This window comes from Nocardia africana NBRC 100379, from assembly GCF_001612635.1.
In the GTDB taxonomy this organism is placed as follows: Bacteria; Actinomycetota; Actinomycetes; order Mycobacteriales; family Mycobacteriaceae; genus Nocardia; species Nocardia africana.
Genome location: NZ_BDAV01000011.1, coordinates 155,679 through 176,754, shown reverse-complemented (window position 1 = coordinate 176,754; position 21,076 = coordinate 155,679). Strand labels below are relative to the sequence as shown.

The window sequence follows — 21,076 nt, the reverse complement described above, 5'->3', positions numbered from 1 at the left end:
GGTCCGGTCGCCGCTCACGGGCGGTAGGGTCGCGAGATGGCGCCACTGCGGGTGGGCACCGTGCCGACCACCTCCGACGAATTCATCGGCCGCGAGCCGGAACTGGAACGGCTGGCGGCCCTGCTGTCCGGATCCGCACGGCTGATCACGGTGATCGGCGCCGGTGGTCTGGGCAAGACCCGCCTGGTCACCGAGGCTGTGCGCCGGTTACGCGGGACCGGCGAGCGCCGTGTGCACTGGGTGCGCCTGGCCCGCCTGGCCGCGGGCGCCGACGCGGCCGCCGTGGCCGACGAGGTGATACGCGCGGTCGTCGACCACGACTTCTCCGGGCGGGAGCCCTGGCCGGCGCTGATCGAAACCCTCGATGCCACCACCGCGCACCCGGTGCTGGTCATGGACAATTGCGAGCACGTCCCCGATGGCGCCGGGCAGGTGATCGCCGAACTGATCGAGACGGTGCCGGGCCTGACGGTACTGGCCACCAGCCGTCGCCCCCTCGGCTGGATCGATGAGCAACTCCTCCCGCTCCCGCCGTTGACGCAGCGCCAGGCCGTGGAGTTGTTCCACCGGCGCGCGGCACTGACCGGTACCGTGCTGAGCCCGGACACCGCCGAGACGGTGGCATCCATCTGCGCGCATCTGCACCACTACCCACTCCACATCCGCCTCGCCGCCGCGCGGTTGCGGCGGCGCCCACCGGCCGTGATCCTGCGCGATCTCGACGGCCGCGCCGGCGACACCCGCCTGCACTGGCGGCCCGCCCCTCTGATCGGCGCGGATACCCGGCATCGCGGAATCACCGACGTGATCGCGTGGTCGTTCGACCTGTGCGACCCACGGGAACGGCTGCTGTTCGAACGGATGTCGGTCTTCGCACCCGGATACGACGTCAATCCGGCCGACGCCGAAGACGAGTCGGGTCTCGAGGTGGGAGCCGACCTCGACGCGATCGTGGCCGTGTGCGCCGGGCCCGACGCCTCGGCCGGCTCAGCGGTGGAGCCGGCCGCCGCCGACATCGAGGAGCTGCTGGAACGGCTGGCCGACCAGTCGCTGGTCACGGTGCATCTGAGCGCCCGCGAGGTGCGCTATTCGCTGCTGGAGAGTCTGCGATTGTTCGCCGGGGAGCGCTTGGCCGAACGCGATCCGGACGAGCCGCAGCGGCTGGCGGACCGGCACCGCCGCTACTACCGCGACCGGATCACGAGTTCCGACGACGGCGACGGCCGGTTGCCGCAGTGGGCGCGGGCCTCGTGGGACAACCTCCTGGTCGCCATCGACCGCAGCCTGGACTCGCCCGACGATGCGGTGGCCGGGCTGGAGATCGCGCTGGCAATGATCGCGCTGCACGTCCCCTTCTTCCGGGGTTCGCTGCGCGAATCGCGGCGCCGCGCCGAGAAGACGCTGGCCGCCGCCGCATCCGCGCCCGAGCCGCTGCGGATCCGCGCGATGGCGACGATCGCCTGGATCTGCCTGTGCCAGGGCCTGCCCGACGAGGCCGACGAGTTACTCGATCGCTGTGTGGCGACCGCGGTGCCCGAGCCGGCGGCACGGGCACGATTGGCCGCCGACCCCACCGCCGACATTCCGCTGCCGGCGCCGGTGGCCTTCACTCTGGGCTGCCGGCTGATGCTCGTCGACCAGGATGTGCGCGCCCTGGTGTTGCTGACACGCGCCCGCGAAAGATATACCGCCGCAGCCGATTACGGCCATGCGGCCATCAGCGCGCTGTTCGAGGCGCTGGCCGCCGCCTTCCTGGGGACGCCCGAGCAGGCTCTCGCACTGACCACCCGCCACCTCGAGGTGGTGTCGGCTTCGGGCGCGGACTGGGCGAAGTCGTGGGCCGCGATCGCGCGCGTCATCGCCGAAACCCTGCACGGCGACGCGCGGTGGGCCGCCGCGGCCGCGCCCGCCACCCTCGCGCGGCAGGTCGCGACACGCGACACATGGGGTGTGGTGTGGTCCGTCCACGCGCGGGCGTGGGCACTGGCACGTCTGACCTTGGCCGCGCCACCGGAGTCCGCGCCGCACGCGGCCGCGGTGGAGATCGCGCGACTGCTCGGCGCCGCCGCGGCGCTGCGCCGCCGGCTCGGCGTGGAGATCGCCCAGCTGCGGCCCTTCGTGGCCGAAACCGACCGCGCGGCGGACGGGATCCGGCGGTTACTGGGCCCGCGTGCCTTCGACGCGGCCTATCGCGAGGGCACCGCGATGCGCACGGCACTGACCGAGATCGGCCGGCTCGCCTGCGACATCGCCGTGCCGGGCGAGTGCCCGCAGACCCCGCCCGCACCGGAATGGCAGCTACTGACCCGGGCCGAGCAGGAGGTCGCCGCACTGGCGGCGGCGGGCTGGACCAACGGCGATATCGCCGCATGGCGCGGCAGTTCGGCGCGCACGGTGGATGCGCAAGTCGCGGCCGTCCTGCGAAAGCTGGCGGTGGCTTCGCGCGCCGATATCGCCGCGTTGGTGCCGCCCGATCGCCGCGCCCGCACGGCACGCACCCCGCGGCCGCGCCGGCGCCGCACCGGCGGAGGCGAGCTCGATTCGCGTCAGCGCGCGCCCGCGTGAACCAGGGCGAGCTCGTCGACGGTGAGGCCCACCAGGGATTCGCGGAATTCGAGTCCGGGTCGCACCGGGACCGCGATCTCACACGGCACCACCAGCACCCGGCATCCGGCGGCCAGTGCCGCGGCCGAGCCGGTCGGCGAATCCTCCACGGCCACACAATCTTCCGGTGCGACACCGAGCAACCGCGCGGCGCGCAGATAGGGATCGGGCGCGGGTTTGCCGCTGTCGACCTCGTCGCCGCACACCGAGACGTCGAACATGTGCCGGCCCAGCGTTTCCAGGCACAGCTCGGTGATGGATCGTTTGGTGTTGGTCACCAGCGCGGCCGGCAGGCCCGCCGTCCGCAGCGTGGCCAGCGCGTCCTGCGCCCCGGGCCGCCACGGGATGGGCCCGGCCATCAGTTCGGTGACCCGGCGCTCCAGCCACTGTCCCGCCGCGAGCATCGCCGCCGGGTCGAGCTCCAGGCCCAGGCCGTCGAACAGGATCCGCAGCGCGTTGCGGGCGTCCGCGCCGATCAGCGCGTGTCGGATGGCGTCGGTCATCCGGCCGCCGAGCTCCTCGGCGAGTTCGCGCACGCCGATATCCCAGAGCTTCTCCGAATCCAGCAGGGTGCCGTCCATATCCCACAGCACGGCGGCCACAGTCACCCGGAGCACTCCTTCCGATTCCGCATCAGGTTCCCGACGCGGTGATGAGCATCCGGCCGGTGGCCGTGTCCACCGTGAACCAGCGGCTCTCGGAGGTGACGGTCCCGTTCTTCAGGGTATAGGTGAGCGTCGCGACCGCCCGGCCCGGTCCGGTCTGCGTCACCCCGCCGACCCGCACCGACGACACCGTCGACCAGAAGTTCGAGTACTGCGCGTAGCCGCCGGTCTGGGACTGGTACGACGGCGCCAGCTCGGCCCAGGCGCCGCTGGTGTTGCCGGGCAACATGCCGTAGTAGCCGGAGATGAAGCTCGCGATATCGGCCGGTTGAGCCGGGCCGTAGGGGGCGCTGGTTCCGGGCGGCGCGGTGCGGGTGGCGCTCGCGCCGGGCGCCGGGGCACCGCTCGGCGCCGGGCCGGGCGGGATCTGACCGCTGGGGACGGGACTGCCGAGCGGGGCGCTGCCACCCGCACCGTTGGACGAGGATCCGCCGGGCGCGTCCGGCGTCGCCGCGCCCGGCGGCGCGAAGGCGGTCGCCGAGGGCTGCTCCGGCGCCGAGGTGGTGGCGTTCCCCGCCGCCGTGTGGTTGTCGTCGGACCCGGATGTCGCCACCAGTCCGATGATCACGGCGAGCACGAGAACGGCCGCCGCAGCGGCCGCCCAGATCCGCCGATCGCGCAGCGGGCCTGGTTTCGGTTGCGGCGCGGGCGTTTTCGCGGTGGATGCGGCACCCGCGGGGGCGGGCGCGGGCGTCGTCTTCTCGGGGGCCGACAGCACCGTGGTCGCGGCGGCGTCGGGGCCCGGTTGCGGGAGCACCTTGGTGGCCGCGGGAACCAACGCCGCCGATCGGCCGTCGGCGACGGCCTCGAGCGCCTGTTGCGCTTCCCGCATGGTGGGCCGGTCGGCGCCGTCGGCGGCCAGCAGGCTCATCAGCACCGGGCCCAGGGCTTCGGCGCGCTCGGGCTCGGGCACCTTGGCGCTGACCACCGAATGCAGCACCGCCAGCGGATTGTCGCCCTCGCCGAACGGCGGCGCACCCTCGACCGCCGCATACAACGTCGACCCCAGCGCGAACACGTCCGACGCCGGTTCCGGATCCTCACCGCGCGCGATCTCCGGCGACAGATACGCCGGGGTACCGGCCAGGAATCCGGTCGAGGTGACCGTGACGTCGCCGACGGCACGCGAGATGCCGAAGTCGGTGATCTTCACCGTCCCGTTGTCGGCGACGAGGATGTTCGCGGGCTTCACGTCCCGGTGCACGATGCCGGCGTCGTGTGCGGCCGCCAGCGCCGCGGCGACCTTCGCCCCGATCCTGGCCACCTCGCGCGGTTCGAGCGGACCCTTGTCGCGCATCAGCGCCGCCAGGCTCTGCGCGTCGACGTATTCCATCACCAGCCAGGGCTGGCCGTCCTCCTCCGCGACGTCGAAGACGGTGACCGCGTTCTGATGGTGCAGCCGCGCCGCGATGCGTCCCTCCCGCATGGCGCGCATCTTCGCCTCCAGCGCCTGCGCCTTGGTCAGTCCGGGCGCCAGCAGCAGCTGCTTGACCGCGACGGTGCGGCGCAGCCGCACGTCACTGGCGCGCCACACGACCCCCATGGCCCCGCTGCCGATGGGATCGGCCAGTCGGTACCGCCCGGCGATCAGCCGATCTGAACTCATGGTGTCCAACCCCTCCTGCGTTCACACGCCGAGCCGCCTTGCCACTCTGCGTGACGCCCGGAAACGCCAAAATCCTACGTGTTGAAGTATTTTGAGCTACGCTCCGGCCGCTCACCCCACCGACAACTCAGCCGAACACCCGGGCAAACCAGCAGGTGCGAGCCTATCGGTCATCGAAATCGACGAGTCCATCGCCAACCCCCTCCCCGCCATCGGCAGACTCGGGCCGTCCAGACGGCGTCTCGGAAACAGAGGCCGTCGACCACACAGCGTCCGCCGCCGCGCGAGACCGTGAGTGGCTATCAGGCATCAAGTGACCGTACGTGTTCACCGTGATCGACGCATCCCGATGCCCCATGTACTCAGCAGCTCCCGCACACTCGCCAGGTTAGCCAGCCGCATCGATGCACAGAAATGCCGCAGCGCATGAACCCCATCCACGAACCGGCGCACTCGACCATTGACAGCATACTGCCCTTTTGACAGCATGCTGTCATGCCTGCTTCGAAGAGTGCACAGATCGCCGCGTTCCGAGTCGACGTGTCCGATACCACGCTCGATGACCTGGCGCGCCGTTTGGCGCACACCCGATTCGCCGATGAATCCTTCAGCGAGGCCGGTGTTTCCACGTCCTACGTACGAGAACTGGTGGAGTATTGGCGAACCGGCTACGACTGGCGTTCCTGGGAAAAGCGACTGAACTCCTACCCGCAGTACACGACCGAGATCGACGGGCAGATCATCCATTTCCTGCACGTCCGGTCCGGCCGGCCGGACGGGTTGCCGTTGATCCTCACCCATGGCTGGCCGGGCACGGTGGTGGAATACCTCGACATCATCGAACCACTGACCCGCGCCGGATACCACCTTGTCATTCCGTCGATCCCGGGCTTCGGTTACTCCGCGCCCCTGAGCGATCGTGGATGGAACAGGCAGCGCACGGCCAGAGCGTGGGCAGAACTGATGAAGCGGCTCGGCTACGACCGATACGGCGCGGTCGGCAACGACATCGGCTCGACCATCTCCCTCGAACTCGGACACCTCGACAGCGAACATGTCACCGGAGTCCATGTCACCCAGATCTTCTCGACCCCCTCCGGAGCACCCGGCGAGCTCACCGACCTCGACCCCGGCAGCCTCGATCGATGGCGACGTCTACAACGCTTCATGGCCGCCGAAGGCGCGTACCTGACGCTGCACGCCAACCAGCCGCACACAGTGGCTCACGCCCTTGTCGATTCCCCCGCGGGACTGCTCGCCTGGAACGCGCAACTGTTCGGCCGCGGCGTGGATCCCGACTTCACCGTCACAAACGTGATGATCTACTGGCTGACCGCGACGGCCGGATCCGCCATCGGCTTCTACCACGAAGATTCCCGCGCTCCGCGACGGAGCGAACCGACCTCGATACCGGTCGCGCTCGCCGAGTTCACCGGCGATGTCTTCGCCTCGATTCCCCGCTTCGCCCACCGCGACCACCGAAACATCGTTTCCTGGAACCAATTCCAAGGCGGCGGACACTACGCCGCTCACCAAGCGCCGACCGAACTCGCGAACGACATCGACACCTTCTTCACAACGCATTCGTAGACCGCTCCCCCACCTGCACTGACGTCTTACCGGAGATTACTTACGCGTTGAAGTACTTGGCTTCCGGATGCAGCAGCACGAAGGCGTCGGTCGACTGCTCCGGATGCAGCTGCAACTCCTCCGACAGCGACACGCCGATCCGTTCCGCCTCCAGCAGCGACACCAGCTTCGCGCGGTCCTCGAGGTCGGGGCAGGCCCCGTACCCGAAGGAGTAGCGTGCGCCACGGTAGCCGAGTTTGAAGTAATCCGTCACGTCGGCGGGATCCTCGTCGGCGACCGAATGTCCTTCCAGCACAAGCTCTTCACGAATCCGGCGGTGCCAGTACTCGGCCAGCGCCTCGGTGAGCTGCACGCCGATGCCGTGCACCTCGAGGTAGTCGCGGTAGTTGTTCGCCGCGAACAGCTCGTTGGCGAAATCGGCGATCGGCTGCCCCATGGTGACCAGCTGGAACGGCAGCACGTCCACCTGGCCGCGCTCCGCGGCCAGCTTGCGCGAGCGCACGAAGTCGGCGATGCACAGGAAGCGGTCGCGCTGCTGACGCGGGAAGGTGAACCGATACCGTTGCGGCGCAGCGGGATCCGGCTCGGTGAGGACGATCACATCGTCACCCTCGGATACGGCCGGGAAATAGCCGTAAACCACGGCCGCGTGCTGCAGCACGCCCTCCGTGGACAACCGGTCCAGCCAGTACCGCAGCCGCGGGCGGCCGTCGGATTCGACCAGTTCCTCGTAGCTCGGCCCCTCGCCGCCACGCTGCCCGCGCAACCCCCACTGCCCCAGGAACAGCGCGCGCTCGTCCAGCAGGCCCGAATATTCGCCCACCGCGAGGCCCTTGATCACCCGGGTGCCCCAGAACGGCGGCACCGGCACCGGCAGATCGGCGGCCACGTCCGAGCGTTCGGGCACCTCGACGGGCACCTCCTTGGCCCGCCGTTCCGCCGCGATGCGCTTGGACCGCTCGTGGCGGGCCTTGCGTTCGGCGGCCTTGGCGCGTTCGGCCTCGGCCTCGGGACTGTCCGGATCGACCGCGCCGCCACGCTTGCGGGTCATGATGTCGTCCATCAGGCGCAGGCCCTCGAACGCGTCGCGGGCATAGTGCACATCGCCGGAGTAGACGTCGGTCAGATCGTTCTCGACGTAGGCGCGGGTCAGCGCGGCGCCGCCCAGCAGCACCGGGAACTGGTCGGCGACCCCGCGGGTGTTCATCTCCTCGAGGTTCTCCTTCATCACCACCGTCGACTTGACCAGCAGACCGGACATGCCGATCACATCGGCCTTCTTGTCGGTCGCCGCGTCCAGGATCGCCGAAATCGGTTGTTTGATACCGAGATTGACGACCTCGTAGCCGTTGTTCGACAGGATGATGTCGACGAGGTTCTTGCCGATGTCGTGCACGTCGCCCTTGACCGTGGCCAGCACGATGCGGCCCTTGCCCGAGTCGTCGGTGGCCTCCATATGCGGTTCCAGGTGCGCCACCGCGGCCTTCATCACCTCGGCCGACTGCAGCACGAACGGCAGCTGCATCTGACCGGATCCGAACAGCTCACCGACGGTCTTCATCCCCGACAGCAGCGTTTCGTTGATGATCTGCAGCGGCGGCACCTCCTGCATGGCCGCGTCCAGATCCGCTTCCAGCCCGTTGCGGTCGCCGTCGACGATGCGCCGCTCGAGGCGTTCGAACAGCGGCAGCGCGGCCAGTTCGTCGGCGCGCGAGGCCTTGGCCGAGGCGGCCGACACGCCCTCGAACATCGCCATCAACGCCTGCAGCGGGTCGTAGCCCTCGCGGCGGCGGTCGTAGATCAGATCCAGCGCCGCGGTGCGCTGCTCCTCCGGGATCCGGCTCATCGGCAGGATCTTGGAGGCGTGCACGATCGCCGAATCCAGTCCGGCCTCGACACATTCGTGCATGAACACCGAATTCAGCACCTGTCGCGCGGCCGGGTTGAGGCCGAAGGAGATGTTCGACAGGCCGAGGGTGGTCTGCACCTGCGGGTGGCGGCGCTTGAGTTCGCGGATGCCCTCGATGGTCTCCACACCGTCGCGTCGCGATTCCTCCTGGCCGGTGCCGAGGGTGAAGGTCAGGCAGTCGACGATGATGTCGCTCTCGGCCAGCCCCCAGTTGCCGGTGATGTCGGCGATCAGGCGCTCGGCGATCTCGACCTTCTTCTCCGCCGTGCGGGCCTGGCCGTCCTCGTCGATGGTCAGCGCCACCACGGCGGCGCCGTGCTCGGCGACCAGGCGCATGATCTGCTGGAAGCGCGAATCCGGCCCGTCACCGTCCTCGTAGTTCACCGAGTTGACCGCGCACCGTCCGCCCAGATGTTCCAGACCGGCCTGCAGCACCGGCGGCTCGGTGGAGTCCAGCATGATCGGCAGCGTCGAGGCAGTGGCCAGCCGTCCCGCCAGCTCGGCCATGTCGACGCTGCCGTCGCGGCCGACGTAGTCGACGCACAGATCCAGCATGTGCGCGCCGTCGCGGGTCTGATCCTTGGCGATGTCGAGGCACTTCTGCCAGTCACCGGCCAGCATCGCCTCCCGGAAGGCCTTGGAGCCGTTGGCGTTGGTGCGCTCGCCGATCATCATGATCGAGGCGTCCTGTTCGAACGGAACCGAGGTGTACATCGAGGACACGCTCGGCTCGTGAACCGGATCGCGTTGCGCCGGGGCGACATTCGCGACCGCGTCGGCGACCTCGCGGATGTGCTGCGGGGTGGTGCCGCAGCAGCCGCCGACCAGCGCGAGGCCGAATTCGGTGACGAAGCCGTGCAGCGCGCTCGCCAATTCGCCCGGAGTGAGCGGATATTCGGCGCCCTTGGCCCCCAGCACCGGCAGCCCCGCATTGGGCATCACCGACACCGGCAACTGGGCGTGCTTGGACAGATGGCGCAGATGTTCGCTCATCTCGTCCGGGCCGGTGGCGCAATTGAGACCGATCATGTCGACGCCGAGCGGCTCGATCGCGGTCAGCGCCGCCCCGATCTCACTGCCGACCAGCATGGTGCCGGTGGTCTCGACCGTGACGTGGGTGATGATCGGAATGCGTCGCCCGGCCCGTTCCATGGCCCGGCGGCTGCCGGTGACCGCGGCCTTCACCTGCAGCAGGTCCTGGCAGGTCTCGATCAGGATGGCGTCCGCGCCGCCCTCGAGCATGCCCAGCGCGGCCTCGGCGTAGGCGTCGCGCAGCGCGACGAAGGGGGCGTGGCCCAGGGTGGGCAGTTTGGTGCCCGGGCCCATCGACCCCAGGACGTAGCGGGGCGTGCCGTCGGCGGACGGGCCCATCTCGTCGGCCACCTCGCGGGCGAGCCGGGTGCCGCGTTCGGACAGATCGCGGATCCGGTCGGCGATGTCGTAGTCGGCCAGGTTCGGCAGATTGCAGCCGAAGGTATTGGTCTCGACCGCGTCGGCGCCGGCCTCGTAGTAGGCGCGGTGGATGCCGCGCAGCACGTCCGGGCGGGTCTCGTTCAGGATCTCGTTGCATCCTTCGAGGCCACGGAAGTCGTCCAGCGTCAGATCCGCGGCCTGCAACATCGTGCCCATCGCCCCGTCGCCGATCACGACACGCCGGGCAAGCGTGTCGAGCAACGTGGTATCGAACTCGGCGCGGGAGGACACAGACATGTACCCCAGAGTAGTGGGCGGCCCCGACAATCCTGACCACCGGATCGGGCGGCCCGCGCCACATCACTCCGACACGCGGTATCCCGCGATATGCGGTGAACGACACCGCCGCCACGCCGTAGGCTGACCGGGTGAACCCCAGTGCCTCATCCGATCCGGCAATGCCGACGTTGCGTGATCCGGTTCTCGTCGCCGCCTTCGAAGGCTGGAACGACGCGGCCGACGCCGCCAGCGGCGCCGTCGAACATCTGGAACTGATCTGGGACGCCGAACCGCTGGCCGAACTGGATTCCGAAGACTACTACGATTACCAGGTCAACCGGCCGACCGTACGCCAGGTCGACGGCGTGACTCGCGAGATCCAGTGGCCCTCGACCACGCTGTCGGTGTGCTCCCCTCCCGGTAGTGAGCGCGACATCGTGTTGCTGCACGGCATCGAGCCGAATATGCGCTGGCGCGCGTTCTGCTCCGACATCATCGAGTTGATCGAACAACTGCAGGTGACGACGGTGGTGATTCTGGGAGCACTGCTCGCGGACACCCCGCACACCCGGCCGGTCCCGGTCACCGGCACCGCCTACAGCAAGGAAGCGGCCGAACAGTTCAGCCTGGAACAAACTCGCTACGAGGGGCCGACCGGCATCACCGGCGTGCTGCAGGACGCGTGCGTGCGAGCGGGCGTGCCGGCCATCTCGTTCTGGGCGGCGGTTCCCCACTACGTCTCCCAGCCGCCGAATCCGAAGGCGACCATCGCGCTGCTGCGCCGGGTCGAGGACGTGCTCGACATCGAGGTGCCCTTGGGCGAGTTGCCCGCGCAGGCCGAGGACTGGGAGTCCGCGGTCGACGAGATGACCGAGGGTGACGAGGAGGTCACCGAATACGTGCGTTCGCTGGAGGAGCGCGGCGACGCCGCGGTCGACCTCGACGACGCGATGGCCAAGATCGATGGCGATGCGATCGCCGCGGAATTCGAGAAGTATCTGCGCCGGCGAGGCGGCGGCAAGGGCGGATTCGGCTTGTAGCCGGTGGCGGCGCCGGACACTCGGCCGGCGGGCGAGTCCCGCGGACGCGTGTCCGGCGACAGCCGCGCGCGGTCAGGTCTCGATGGTCAGCACCTGGGCTTCCGCGTCGTGGGCCAGCTTCGCGATCAGCACGTCGCGCGGAATGGTCTGGCCCGCAAGATGATCGAGCGACGGAACCACCACATGGTGTGCCTCGGCCCGCTTGAGCTCGGCCGTGAGCTCGGCGAACGCGGTGCCGTCACCCTGGGTCGATTCATGGAACGTCGCGGCGAAGCAGAGGCCGACTTCGCTGGCCAGGGTGCACATCGCATCCTCCAGCTCGGCGGCGTGACCGTCGGCTAGGTCGTCACGCACGTATCCATAGATCAACGCTTCCACCCGAACCTCCGTTTGGATGTATAAGGGATTCGCTGTTCTGTTGTGGATCACCTGCTCGTGGATCACCTTCTGCGGACGGGAAAACCGCCCGAATCGAGCATCCGTTATCTGCAAATGCAATTGCAGATGTCAATGACGGACAACCGCGTGCCCTATCGGGTCCACCGGCGTTAACTGGTGGGATACTACAGACGTGGCCGTGAGTGACGATCGACCCGTCTGGGCTGTCAGGATGCGCTCCGAACGCGACGCGCGGGGGTGGTCCCAAGCGGACGCCGTGCGCGCGATGCGCGCGAAGTCATCCCACAACCTGCCGACAGACAGTACCCTCCTACGCAATTGGCGCCGTTGGGAATCGGGTGAGTCGCGCCCGGACGATTTCTACGCGCCGATCATCGCCGCGGCGTTCGACACCGTCACCGCGGCGTTTTTCCCCAAAGCGCGCCCGAATCGGGACGACGAACTTTTGTCGTCAACGGGAATGGACACGCTCGAGTTCATCGGCCGGCTGCGGATGTCCGACATCTCCTCGGCCACACTGGATGCGATTCGCATCACCGCCGAGCGGCTGTGCTGCGAATATCCCTTCGCCGACCCGCACGAACTGCACACCGAGGGCACCGCGTGGCTGCGGCGCATCACCTCACTGCTGGACGGGCGGCTGACCCTGGCCCAGCATCGCGAGGTGCTGGTGCTCGCCGGCTGGGTGGCGTTGCTGGTGGGATGCGTCGACTACGACCTGGGCCGGCGCACCGCCGCGGAGGCGACCCGCCGCGCGGCGCTGTCGCTGGGCCAGGAGGCCGAACATCCCGAAATCGTCGGCTGGGGTGCGGAAATGGCGGCGTGGTTCGCCATCACCCAGGGCAACTACCGCGGTGCGATCGAGGTGGCCGAGTCGGCCCTCGACAACTGCCGCGGCATGGGCGTGGGCGTCCAACTGGCCGCGCAGCAGGCCAAGGCATGGGCGCGCATCGGCGATCGCGAGGCGATGGAACGCGCCCTCGAACGCGGCCGGGATATCTTGCGACAACTGGACAATCCGGCAAATCTGGACAACCACTTCGTGGTCGACGCGCAGAAATTCGACTTCTACGCCATGGATTGCTGCCGGGTCGCCGGTGACAACCGCCTGGCGGAAGGCTATGCCCGCCAAGTGATCCGCAGCGCCACGGGCCTCGACGGTTCGGTCCGCCAGCCCATGCGCGTCTCCGAGGCACAACTGACCCTGGCCGTGGTGGCGGTCCGCGATCGCGATCTGGAGCTCGCGGTCGACGAGGCGATGCGCGCGTTCGAGGGCAAGCGCCGCTCACTGCCGTCGCTGCTGTGGATCGCGGGCGAGGCGGCGCGGGAGATGATCGAACGCTATCCCTCCGATCCCCGCACCCGCACCTATCTCGAGCAGTTGCGGGTGCTGTCGACGAGCTGAGCGGATTCGCTTGCGCCGCTGAATTGCACGACGCCGCCGGGGTTGTACGCTGCGACGAATGGACTTCAGTCTGCGCAGCTGCTCATGGCACGGGCACGCCACCTACGCCCCCGACGAAGCGGAACTGGCTGCGCGCCTGCATGTTTCGACGGCAGCCGGCGAGGCCTGGCGGTGTCTGCGCTGCGGGAATTTCGTGATCGGCGAGCCGCGCGGGCGCGGCCCGGCCGATGCGGCGCCCGAGGTGCCGCGCGGGCGGCTGCTGCGCGACCGGCTGATCATGCGGCTGCTGGCCACCGAACGCGTGCTGCGCGGACTGGTGTTCGTGTTGCTGGCCGCCGGGGTGTTCAAGGTGCGCAATTCACAGGAACAGCTGCACGCCGCGTACAACCGGGAGCTGCCGCTGATCCGTCCGCTCGCCGACCAGATCGGCTGGAATCCCGACAATTCGAAGATCGTCGCGTTCATCGAGAAGGGCTGGACGCTCTCGCCGACCGTGCTCACCTGGATCGCGGTGGGGTTGCTGGCATATGCCGTCATCGAATTCGTGGAGGCCGTGGGCCTGTGGTACGTGCAGCGCTGGGGTGAGTATTTCGCCGTGATCGCCACCTCGATCTTCCTGCCGCTCGAAATCTACGAACTCACCGAGCGCATCACCGTCCTCCGCGCCGGCGCGTTGCTGATCAACATCGCCGCGGTGCTGTGGTTGCTGTGGTCGAAGCGGTTGTTCGGCCTCAACGGCGGTGGCGCGGCCTATCACCGCGAGCACAGCGAGGAGAGCCTGCTGACCGTGGAACGCTCCGCGGTCGCCATCGAGGCGGGGTGACGGCACGCCGAGGCCCGGGTGCGCCGCCGCGGCGCGCGGGCAGGTATTACGCTCGTGCCGGTGACCGAGTCCGCTGACCGATTGCTGCCCGCCGAACCCGCACTGTTCGACGGCGTCTCGCCCACCCGGGACGAGACCGTGATCGAGGGCGCGGACCGGCTGCGGTTGTTCTCCTTCGCCACCGCCGACAAACGCAACGACTATCTGTGGGTGCTGCGCGCGTTCGATCACGCGCGCGCCGCCTATGTGGTGCTCCTGCACGCCTCCGACCTGGCCGACACCCTGGCCCGGATGCCGGACGCGCCGCATCCCACCGCCACCGAGATCGGTCCGCTGCTCGAGCAGTTGCACACCTGGGGCGTGCTGGAACGCAGTTACGACGGCACCCGCGCGGCCACCCTCGCCGAATATCGCAACCGGCACTACGTGTATCAGTTCTCGCAGGCCGGATACCAGGCGTATCGGGCGGTGAACGAGGTACTGGGCGCGCGCCTGGACGAGGCCTCACTGTCGCGGCTGGTGCTCCCGGAACTGCTGGCCGACCTGCAGGCGCTGGCCCGCGCCAATCGCGACGGCGACGCCGAGCGGGTGTACCGCATCCTGAAACGGCTCGACACCGCGCTGTCCGAATTGGCCGACCACGCCGCGCATTTCTATCTGACCCTCGGCGATCTGGTCCGCACCACCGAGGCCACGCCGGAAGCCTTTCTCGCACACAAGGATGCGCTGCTGGCCCATATGCGCGAGTTCAGCATGGATCTGGCCCGCTACGCGCCCCGGCTGGCGGCCGCGATCGCCGAGGTCGACGACACCGGCGCCGAATCGCTGATCACCCGCGCCGCGTCGTGTGACGAGCGGGTGTTGCTGGATATCGGCGCGCGCGAAGCCGATTGGCGGGCCCGCTGGCAGGGGCTGCGCGGATGGTTCGTCGCGGTCCGCGACCGCAGCGCGCCCGACCCCGCCGAATCCGCGCCGGCGACCGAGGCCGAACGGTTGCGGGAGGCGACCATGAGCGCGATCGCGGCGGTGCTGTCGCTGCTGCGCCGCGTGACCGAAACACGCAAGGGCGGGGTGAGCCGGGAGTCGGCGCTGCGGCATCTGGCCGGCTGGTTCGCCGCCGCACCCACCACCGACAGCGCGCACGCCCTGTTCGACGTCGTATTCGGCCTGGGCAAACCCCGGCATCTGTCGATGGAACATCCCGACGCCGACATCATCCCCGCCCACCGATCCTGGTGGGAGGCAGCGCCATTGGAGATCGCGCGCACTCTGGCCGAAACCGGCCGCCAGCCGACCCCGGGCGCGCCGGCGCGGCTCGTGCGCAACGATGCCGGGGTGCGGCGGCTGCGCCAGGCGCAGTTGGAGACGCAGCGGGCCCGCGCCGCGGCCGCGATGTCGCTGGCCGCCGCCGATGTGCACGACCGGGTGCTGGACGAACGCGAAACCGAGGTGTTGCTGCGGCTGCTCGACGCCGCCTCCACGGCGTGGGTGCCGGTGAGTGGCCGAGTGAGCACCAGCGGATCCGACAGCGGTGTCACGCTGACGGTCCGCGAGCATCCCGGCTCCACGGTGGTGCGCACCGCCCAGGGACTGCTGTATCTGGATCACCGGCGGCTCGAGGTGCGCGAGAATTCCCGCGCCCGTACCGCCTCCGGGCGGTCGTGATGCACGCGAAGACCATCGACCCGCTGGCATTGGACAGCTACCAGCGCGCCGCGCGGGTGCTGCTGGCCAATCATCTGGTGACCCGGACCTTCCCGGATCGCATTGCGCTGCCGTTGATTCGGCGCTGGGCCACCGAACTGCGCGAGGACATGGCGGAGCTGCTCGGTTACCGGCTCGAGGTCACCGAGACCACGGCGCGGCTGTTCCCGATCCCGGACCGGCTCGACACCGGCCGTCCCGCCCGCACCCCCGGCGATCGCGTCTTCGACCGCCGCCGCTACGCCTACCTGTCGCTCGCCCTGGCCGCGCTCGGTCGCGCCGGTGACCAGGTCACCCTGTCGGAGCTGGCCGATCAGGTCGCCGCCTACGCGGTGCGGGTGGAGGGGCTGGAACTGTCGACCGAACGCGCCGCCGACCGGGATGCGTTCGTGGACGCGGTGGCCTGGCTGGCCGCCCGTGGCGCCCTGACCCTCGCCGACGGCGACGCCGGTGGCTGGGCGGCCGACCCGGAAGCGGGTGAGGCGCTCTACGACATCGACCGCTCGGTGGTGTTCGCGATCTTCCGGCCGCCGCGTGCGCTGCAGCACCTGCACAGTGTGCGCACCCTGCTCGCCGACGACACCGATTCCGCCGCAACGACTTCCGTGCCGTCGCGAGCCGCGGCCGCGCGCCGGGTGCGGCGGGCGCTGATCGAACTGCCGGTCGTCTACACCGAAACCCTCGGCGCGGCGGAACAATCCGCGCTGGGCAGCGAGAAGATCGTGGCGGAGGTGGAGTTGCTGACCGGGCTGCGCGCCGAACGCCGCGGTGAAGGTGTGGCCTTGATCGACACCTCCGGCCGGTTCTCCGATGTGCGCTTCCCCAGCACCGGAACACTCGCGCAGGTGGCGCTGTTGCTGATCGGCGAGATCGCCGACCGGGTCCTCGATATCGACAATCCGCTGCCGCGCCGACTGCGTCCGCCGGCCGCCACCGACATCGCCGACGGACTCGATGCCGCCATTCCGGCGGCCACCCTCTTCGCGCCGCTGGTCACGGCGCCGCAGGAACCCGGCGACACGGAGGATCCGGCCGGCGACGAGGAGAGTCCCGAGCCGATCACCCATCCGTTCGTCGACGACGAGTGGATTCGCGCGTCGGTGCACGCCCTCACCGAGCGGTACGGTTCGACCTTCGCCGCCCAGTGGCAGGCCGACGTGGGCGGGCTCACCACCGAGGTGGTGGGTCTGCTGGCGCGGCTGTCGCTCGTGGAGAGGGTCGACGGCGGTGTCCTGGCGCTGCCCGCGCTCGCCCGCTATCGAGGCGCGGTGGTCACCGTGCGCACGCGGGCCGGAACCGAACTGTTCGCCTCGGCACGATCGCTGGGCGCGCACGCCACCGGGGAACCGGCTCCCACACCGGCCGCCGCGGGATCCAGCACTTCAGGAAAGGGGACGGAGTAACCATGGACCTCATTCACGGTGGAGTCCGCTTCATTCCCACCCGCGCCGGGATCGTCAACCTGTGGGACTACCGCGATCAGGAATTCTGCTTCGCCGACGGGCGGCTGGTGCTGCGCGGGCCGAACGGCTCCGGTAAGACCAAGGCGCTGGAGGTGTTGTTCCCCTTCGTCTTCGACGGCCGCATCGAACCGCGGCGACTGAATCCGTTCGCCGGTGAAGAGCGCACGATGAAGTCGAATCTGCTGTATCGCAAGCAGGATTCGGCCTATTCCTACGTCTGGATGGAATTCGCGCGCGGGCGCTGGTCCGATCCCGAGGTTGTCACCGTCGGCATCGGCATGCGCGCCACCCGGTCCTCGGACAAGGTGACGCGGTGGTATTTCGTCGCCGACGGCCGGGTGGGCGTGGACTTCTCGCTGATCGGTCCCGACGACCGGCCCTTCACCCGCAAACAACTGGCCGAGCAGATCGGCACCGACGCGATCGTGGACCGTCCCGTCGACTACCGCGCCGCGATCGACGCGCGCATGTTCGGTCTCGGCGTGCAGCGCTACGACCAGCTGATCAATCTGATTCTGACGCTGCGCCGCCCGCAGCTGGCCAAGAACCTCGATCCGCGCGGACTGTCGCAGGCCCTGACCGACGGCCTGCGCCCGCTCGACGATCAGCTGATCCTCGACGCCGCCCGCTCGTTCAGCGATATGGAGGAGGTCGGCCGCACGCTCGAGGGGCTGGTCGCCGCCGACTCCGCCACGCGCACCTTCGTCGACGTCTATCGCAAATACCTTGCGGTGCAGGCGAAATCGGATGTGGATCAGGTGCGCTCCCGGTTGGACGCGGTGACCCACGGCAGCACCGCGCTGTTCGCGGCCGCGGCGCTGCGGCAGCGGCGCGAGAGCGAGCGCACCGCCGCCGAGCATCGTGCCGAGGAGGCCGATCGCGCCTACGAACAGGCCCTGACCGATCGGGAGACGCTGCAGCGTTCCAGCGCGTACGAGGGTAAGCAGCAGCTCGACGATCTGGCCGACGCGGTGCGGCGGCTGGAGACCTCGGCGGCGGTCCACCGCGACAAGGCGACCAAGGCCCAGCAGGCGGCCGACCAGCGGGGCGACGAATACGAACGCGCCGCCGCCGCGGTCACCACCGCCGCCGCGGCCCTGGCCCGCGGTGAGGACGAACTGCGCGCGGCGGCCGAGGAAGCCGGAATCGCCTGGGCAGCACTGCCGGAACAGGCCCGCACCGAACAACTCGTCACGACCGTGCGCAGCCACGCCGAGGAACGCGATGCCGATGTGCGCGCGGTGCGCCAGGCGATGACGGTGGCCGATGCCGCCGCGGCCGACCGCACCCGCGCGGAACGAGCCCTCGAACGCGCGGCCCGCCACCGCGACACCGCGGCCGCCGAACTGGCAGAGGCGGAGGCCGCGGTGGCGCTGGCGCGCGCGAATACCGCTGCCTCCCTGCGTAGTTGGTGGAACACCCACGGTGACCTGCACTCCCCGGTGGCCGCCGGATTGTTCGAGGCGCTCGACGCCGCACTCGCCGAGGCCGGCGGCGACGACGCGCCGCCGCTGCCGCAGGTGCTGGCCGAGCACACCGAATCGCTCACCGAAACGCTGCGGGACCGCCGCCGTCAGGCCCGCGCGAGCGCCGATCAGGCCCGCGACCGCGCCGCGGCGCTGCGTGCCGAACAGCAGCGGGTCGCGGCCGAACAGGACGACGCGCCACCGGCACCGCAGAGCCGCACCGATGCCCGGGCGACGCGTCCCGGCGCACCGCTGTGGCAGCTGGTGCGCTTCGCCGACGACATCGATGCCGAGCGCGCCGCCGGGATCGAGGCGGCTCTGCAGGCCGCGGGCTTGCTCGACGCCTGGGTCGGTGCGAATGATCATGCGCCGCAGGATGTTTCGGACATCTTCCTCACGCCGCTGCCGTCCACCGCCCGGCCGGGGGGTCCCACGCTCGCCCAGGTGCTGGTGGTCGAGGACGGTGTCGGCGACGATGCCGACTCGCCGATCGCGGCGGTCTCGCGCGCACACCTGGCCGACATCCTGGCCTCGATCGCGCTGCACGACAACGACTCCCACACATCCGGCGACCTGGTCGCAGTCGGCGGCGACGGCGGTTTCCGGCAGGGCGTGCAACTCGGCCGCCACCACAAGCAGCAGGCCGAATTCATCGGCGCCACCGCCCGCGCCCGGCGCCGCGAGCGCCGTCTGGCCGAGCTGGCCGACGAGATCGCCGCCGCCGAACAGGCCGAGCACAGCGCCCGCGCGGACGCCGACGACGCCTCCGGGCGGTTGGCCCGGCTGGCGGCCGCCGCGAAGGAATTGCCGCGCAGCAGTGCGGTGATCGCCGCGCTGCGTTCGGTCTCCGAGGCGGCGGGTGTGCTGCGCTCGCACACCGAGGCGGCGGCGCAGGCCGACCACGATCTGGACCAGGCCGTCGCGGCGTTCACCACCGCCGACAAGAAGGTCCGGGCGGTCGCCGCCGCCCGCAACGCACCTCGCGACCCCGCGGAACTGGACGCGCTCGCGGCGGCGATCCGCCATTTCGAGAACACCGGCACCGCGCTGCTGCGGCTGCGCGGCGACCAGCAGCGCGAGGCCGAACGTGCCCGCGAGGCCAACGACCGGCTCGCCGAATCCCGGGATCTGGCCGAGGCTTTCGCCGAGGAGGCGGAGGCCGCGCGGGCCGGGTACGAGGAGCAGTTGCGCAAACTCGAGACGTTGCGCGAGGCGTTGGGTGCCGACGCCGCGGATATCGACCGCGAACTCGAGCAGGCCCGCGAGCGCATCGACGCCGCCCGCGCCGAACAGCGCGCCGCCCGCAAGGCCGCCGCCGAGGCGATCGAAGCGGTCGGGTCGGCCGAGGGCGCCTATCGCGCCGCCCACGAGTCCCTCGGCACGGCACTGACCGAACTGCTCACCGACGTCCGGCAACTCGCGCCCTACGCGCGGCCCGATCTGCTCTCGCTGCTGGGTGCGCCCACCGAGAGCCGGTGGCCGGGTTCACCGGCGGCCTGGTCGACCGCCGATCAGCTGCTGTATCGCATCGAATCCGGCGGGCCGGAGGGTGAGATCGCCGTCCTGCCCGTCGAGGTGCACGAGCTGTTCGACAACCTGTGCGCCGCCACCGCTTCCGTACGCGCCGGGGAGTCCGCCCGCAAATCGACCCGCAGCGCGGTGACCGCGGCGCTGCAGGAATTCGACGCCGCCCTGGCCTCCGCACGCCAGGACTACCGCCTGCAGTGGGATGCCGCCGACGGCCTGACCGTCGTCCAGGTGCACGACGACAACGGGATGGCGGCACTGGCCGATTTCGCCGACCGCATCGCCGCGGCCCGCGCCGATCAGGAACTGCTGCTCACCGATGCCGAGCGGCGCATTCTCGAGGACGCGCTGCTGACCGGACTGGCGCAGCAGATCCACGAACGCACCTGCGACGCCCGCGATCTCATCGCCCGGATGGGCACGGAGATGAAGCAGCGACGCATGTCCTCCGGCAACACCATCGGCGTGCACTGGGTGCTGGCGGACAATCTGTCGGAGTCGGCGCGCGCGGTGTGCAAACTGCTCGACCGGGCCGCCGCCGATCTGGGCCCCGACGAATTGGCCACCGTGCGTGCGCATTTCGCCGCCGAGATCCGGGCGGCGCGCGCGGCACACCCGGAGCGGTCCTATCCGGAGATTCTGGCCACAACCCTGGATTACCGCACCTGGCGGGTGTTCTCGTTCACCCTGGTGACCGCCGACGGCTCCGAGGATCGGCTCACCGTCGCGCGGCACAGCGCGCTCTCGGGCGGTGAGCAGTCGGTGTCGCTGCATCTTCCGCTGTTCGCGGCCGCGCACGTGATGCTGGATTCGGCCGATCCGCAAGCGCCGCGGCTGCTCGCGCTGGACGAGGCGTTCGCCGGCGTCGACGACAACGGTCGCAGCGAATTGCTCGGCCTGTCGGTCGATTTCGATCTGGACCTGTTCATGACCGGTTACGACCTGTGGATCACCTACGATCATGTCCCCGCGTGCGCACACTACGATCTCGCGCATTCGGCGGCCGAGAACACCGTCAGCGCGACGCTGCTGGTGTGGGATTCCTCGGCGCTGCTGGCCGAACACGACGGTTCCGATCTGACCACCGCCCTGGGCTCGCCCAACCGGCGCCGCACCCCGCACACCGTCGAGGGCGGCATCACCTTCGACGAGGCGCTGGAACCGACCAGCTGAACGGAACACG

General features: G+C 69.9%; 12 protein-coding genes. 8 read left to right on the top strand and 4 right to left on the bottom strand.

The window, feature by feature from the left end; translation table 11 throughout:
• Positions 1 to 36 precede the first annotated feature (36 nt).
• The gene (locus NA3_RS19885; RefSeq protein ID WP_062965125.1) at positions 37 to 2,565 is read left to right on the top strand and encodes an ATP-binding protein; all 2,529 of its coding nucleotides are present in this window, start codon (positions 37 to 39) and stop codon (positions 2,563 to 2,565) included.
• On the opposite strand, the gene NA3_RS19880 is transcribed toward NA3_RS19885, so the two are convergent.
• Positions 2,547 to 3,221, bottom strand: coding sequence for an HAD family hydrolase (locus NA3_RS19880; protein WP_128145210.1), 675 nt, complete (start codon positions 3,219 to 3,221; stop codon positions 2,547 to 2,549). The two genes, NA3_RS19885 and NA3_RS19880, sit on opposite strands and share 19 nt — an antisense overlap.
• Before the next feature lie 16 nt (positions 3,222 to 3,237).
• Positions 3,238 to 4,875: a serine/threonine-protein kinase gene (locus NA3_RS19875; protein WP_062965369.1), complete on the bottom strand. Its 1,638-nt coding sequence runs from the start codon at positions 4,873 to 4,875 to the stop codon at positions 3,238 to 3,240.
• Positions 4,876 to 5,370: 495 nt separating this feature from the next.
• On the opposite strand from NA3_RS19875, the gene NA3_RS19870 reads away from it, so the two are divergent.
• Positions 5,371 to 6,465 (top strand): epoxide hydrolase family protein, encoded by a 1,095-nt coding sequence (locus tag NA3_RS19870; protein WP_062965124.1) that lies wholly within the window; start codon positions 5,371 to 5,373, stop codon positions 6,463 to 6,465.
• Positions 6,466 to 6,505: 40 nt separating this feature from the next.
• Here NA3_RS19870 and metH read toward each other — a convergent pair whose 3' ends face one another.
• Positions 6,506 to 10,084, bottom strand: a complete 3,579-nt coding sequence (metH, locus tag NA3_RS19865) for a methionine synthase (RefSeq protein ID WP_062965123.1) — start codon at positions 10,082 to 10,084, stop codon at positions 6,506 to 6,508.
• A gap of 161 nt (positions 10,085 to 10,245) precedes the next feature.
• Here metH and NA3_RS19860 point away from each other — a divergent pair, with 161 nt between their 5' ends.
• Positions 10,246 to 11,106: a PAC2 family protein gene (locus NA3_RS19860; RefSeq protein ID WP_210743458.1), complete on the top strand. Its 861-nt coding sequence runs from the start codon at positions 10,246 to 10,248 to the stop codon at positions 11,104 to 11,106.
• A 72-nt stretch (positions 11,107 to 11,178) separates the two neighbouring features.
• Here NA3_RS19860 and NA3_RS19855 read toward each other — a convergent pair whose 3' ends face one another.
• Complete coding sequence (locus NA3_RS19855) at positions 11,179 to 11,484, bottom strand: hypothetical protein (protein ID WP_062965122.1); 306 nt, start codon at positions 11,482 to 11,484, stop codon at positions 11,179 to 11,181.
• Between the two features lie 199 nt (positions 11,485 to 11,683).
• Between NA3_RS19855 and NA3_RS19850 the strand changes: the two genes are divergently transcribed.
• The 5 genes from NA3_RS19850 to NA3_RS19830 all read left to right on the top strand — a co-directional run bounded on the left by NA3_RS19850 (position 11,684) and on the right by NA3_RS19830 (position 21,066).
• Entirely contained in the window at positions 11,684 to 12,910 is a 1,227-nt protein-coding gene (locus NA3_RS19850) for a helix-turn-helix domain-containing protein (RefSeq protein WP_227995247.1), read from the top strand.
• A 58-nt stretch (positions 12,911 to 12,968) separates the two neighbouring features.
• Positions 12,969 to 13,733, top strand: coding sequence for a DUF2127 domain-containing protein (locus NA3_RS19845; RefSeq protein ID WP_062965121.1), 765 nt, complete (start codon positions 12,969 to 12,971; stop codon positions 13,731 to 13,733).
• 159 nt (positions 13,734 to 13,892) lie between these two features.
• A complete protein-coding gene (locus NA3_RS19840) occupies positions 13,893 to 15,398 on the top strand; it encodes a TIGR02677 family protein (RefSeq protein ID WP_062965367.1) in 1,506 nt (501 codons plus the stop codon).
• Positions 15,398 to 16,840 carry a TIGR02678 family protein gene (locus tag NA3_RS19835; RefSeq protein WP_062965120.1) on the top strand — a complete coding sequence of 481 codons (1,443 nt, stop codon included), beginning with the start codon at positions 15,398 to 15,400 and terminating at the stop codon, positions 16,838 to 16,840. Before NA3_RS19840 ends, NA3_RS19835 begins: the two co-directional genes overlap by 1 nt.
• Before the next feature lie 2 nt (positions 16,841 to 16,842).
• Positions 16,843 to 21,066 (top strand): TIGR02680 family protein, encoded by a 4,224-nt coding sequence (locus NA3_RS19830; RefSeq protein ID WP_062965119.1) that lies wholly within the window; start codon positions 16,843 to 16,845, stop codon positions 21,064 to 21,066.
• Positions 21,067 to 21,076 lie beyond the last annotated feature (10 nt).

Excerpts from the sequence above, each read along its gene's own strand:
- NA3_RS19885 (WP_062965125.1), top strand. The coding sequence starts at position 37 with ATGGCGCCACTGCGGGTGGGCACCGTGCCGACCACCTCCGACGAATTC.
- NA3_RS19875 (WP_062965369.1), bottom strand. The coding sequence starts at position 4,875 with ATGAGTTCAGATCGGCTGATCGCCGGGCGGTACCGACTGGCCGATCCC.
- NA3_RS19870 (WP_062965124.1), top strand. The coding sequence starts at position 5,371 with ATGCCTGCTTCGAAGAGTGCACAGATCGCCGCGTTCCGAGTCGACGTG.
- metH (WP_062965123.1), bottom strand. The coding sequence starts at position 10,084 with ATGTCTGTGTCCTCCCGCGCCGAGTTCGATACCACGTTGCTCGACACG.
- NA3_RS19860 (WP_210743458.1), top strand. The coding sequence starts at position 10,246 with ATGCCGACGTTGCGTGATCCGGTTCTCGTCGCCGCCTTCGAAGGCTGG.
- NA3_RS19845 (WP_062965121.1), top strand. The coding sequence starts at position 12,969 with ATGGACTTCAGTCTGCGCAGCTGCTCATGGCACGGGCACGCCACCTAC.
- NA3_RS19835 (WP_062965120.1), top strand. The coding sequence starts at position 15,398 with ATGCACGCGAAGACCATCGACCCGCTGGCATTGGACAGCTACCAGCGC.
- NA3_RS19830 (WP_062965119.1), top strand. The coding sequence starts at position 16,843 with ATGGACCTCATTCACGGTGGAGTCCGCTTCATTCCCACCCGCGCCGGG.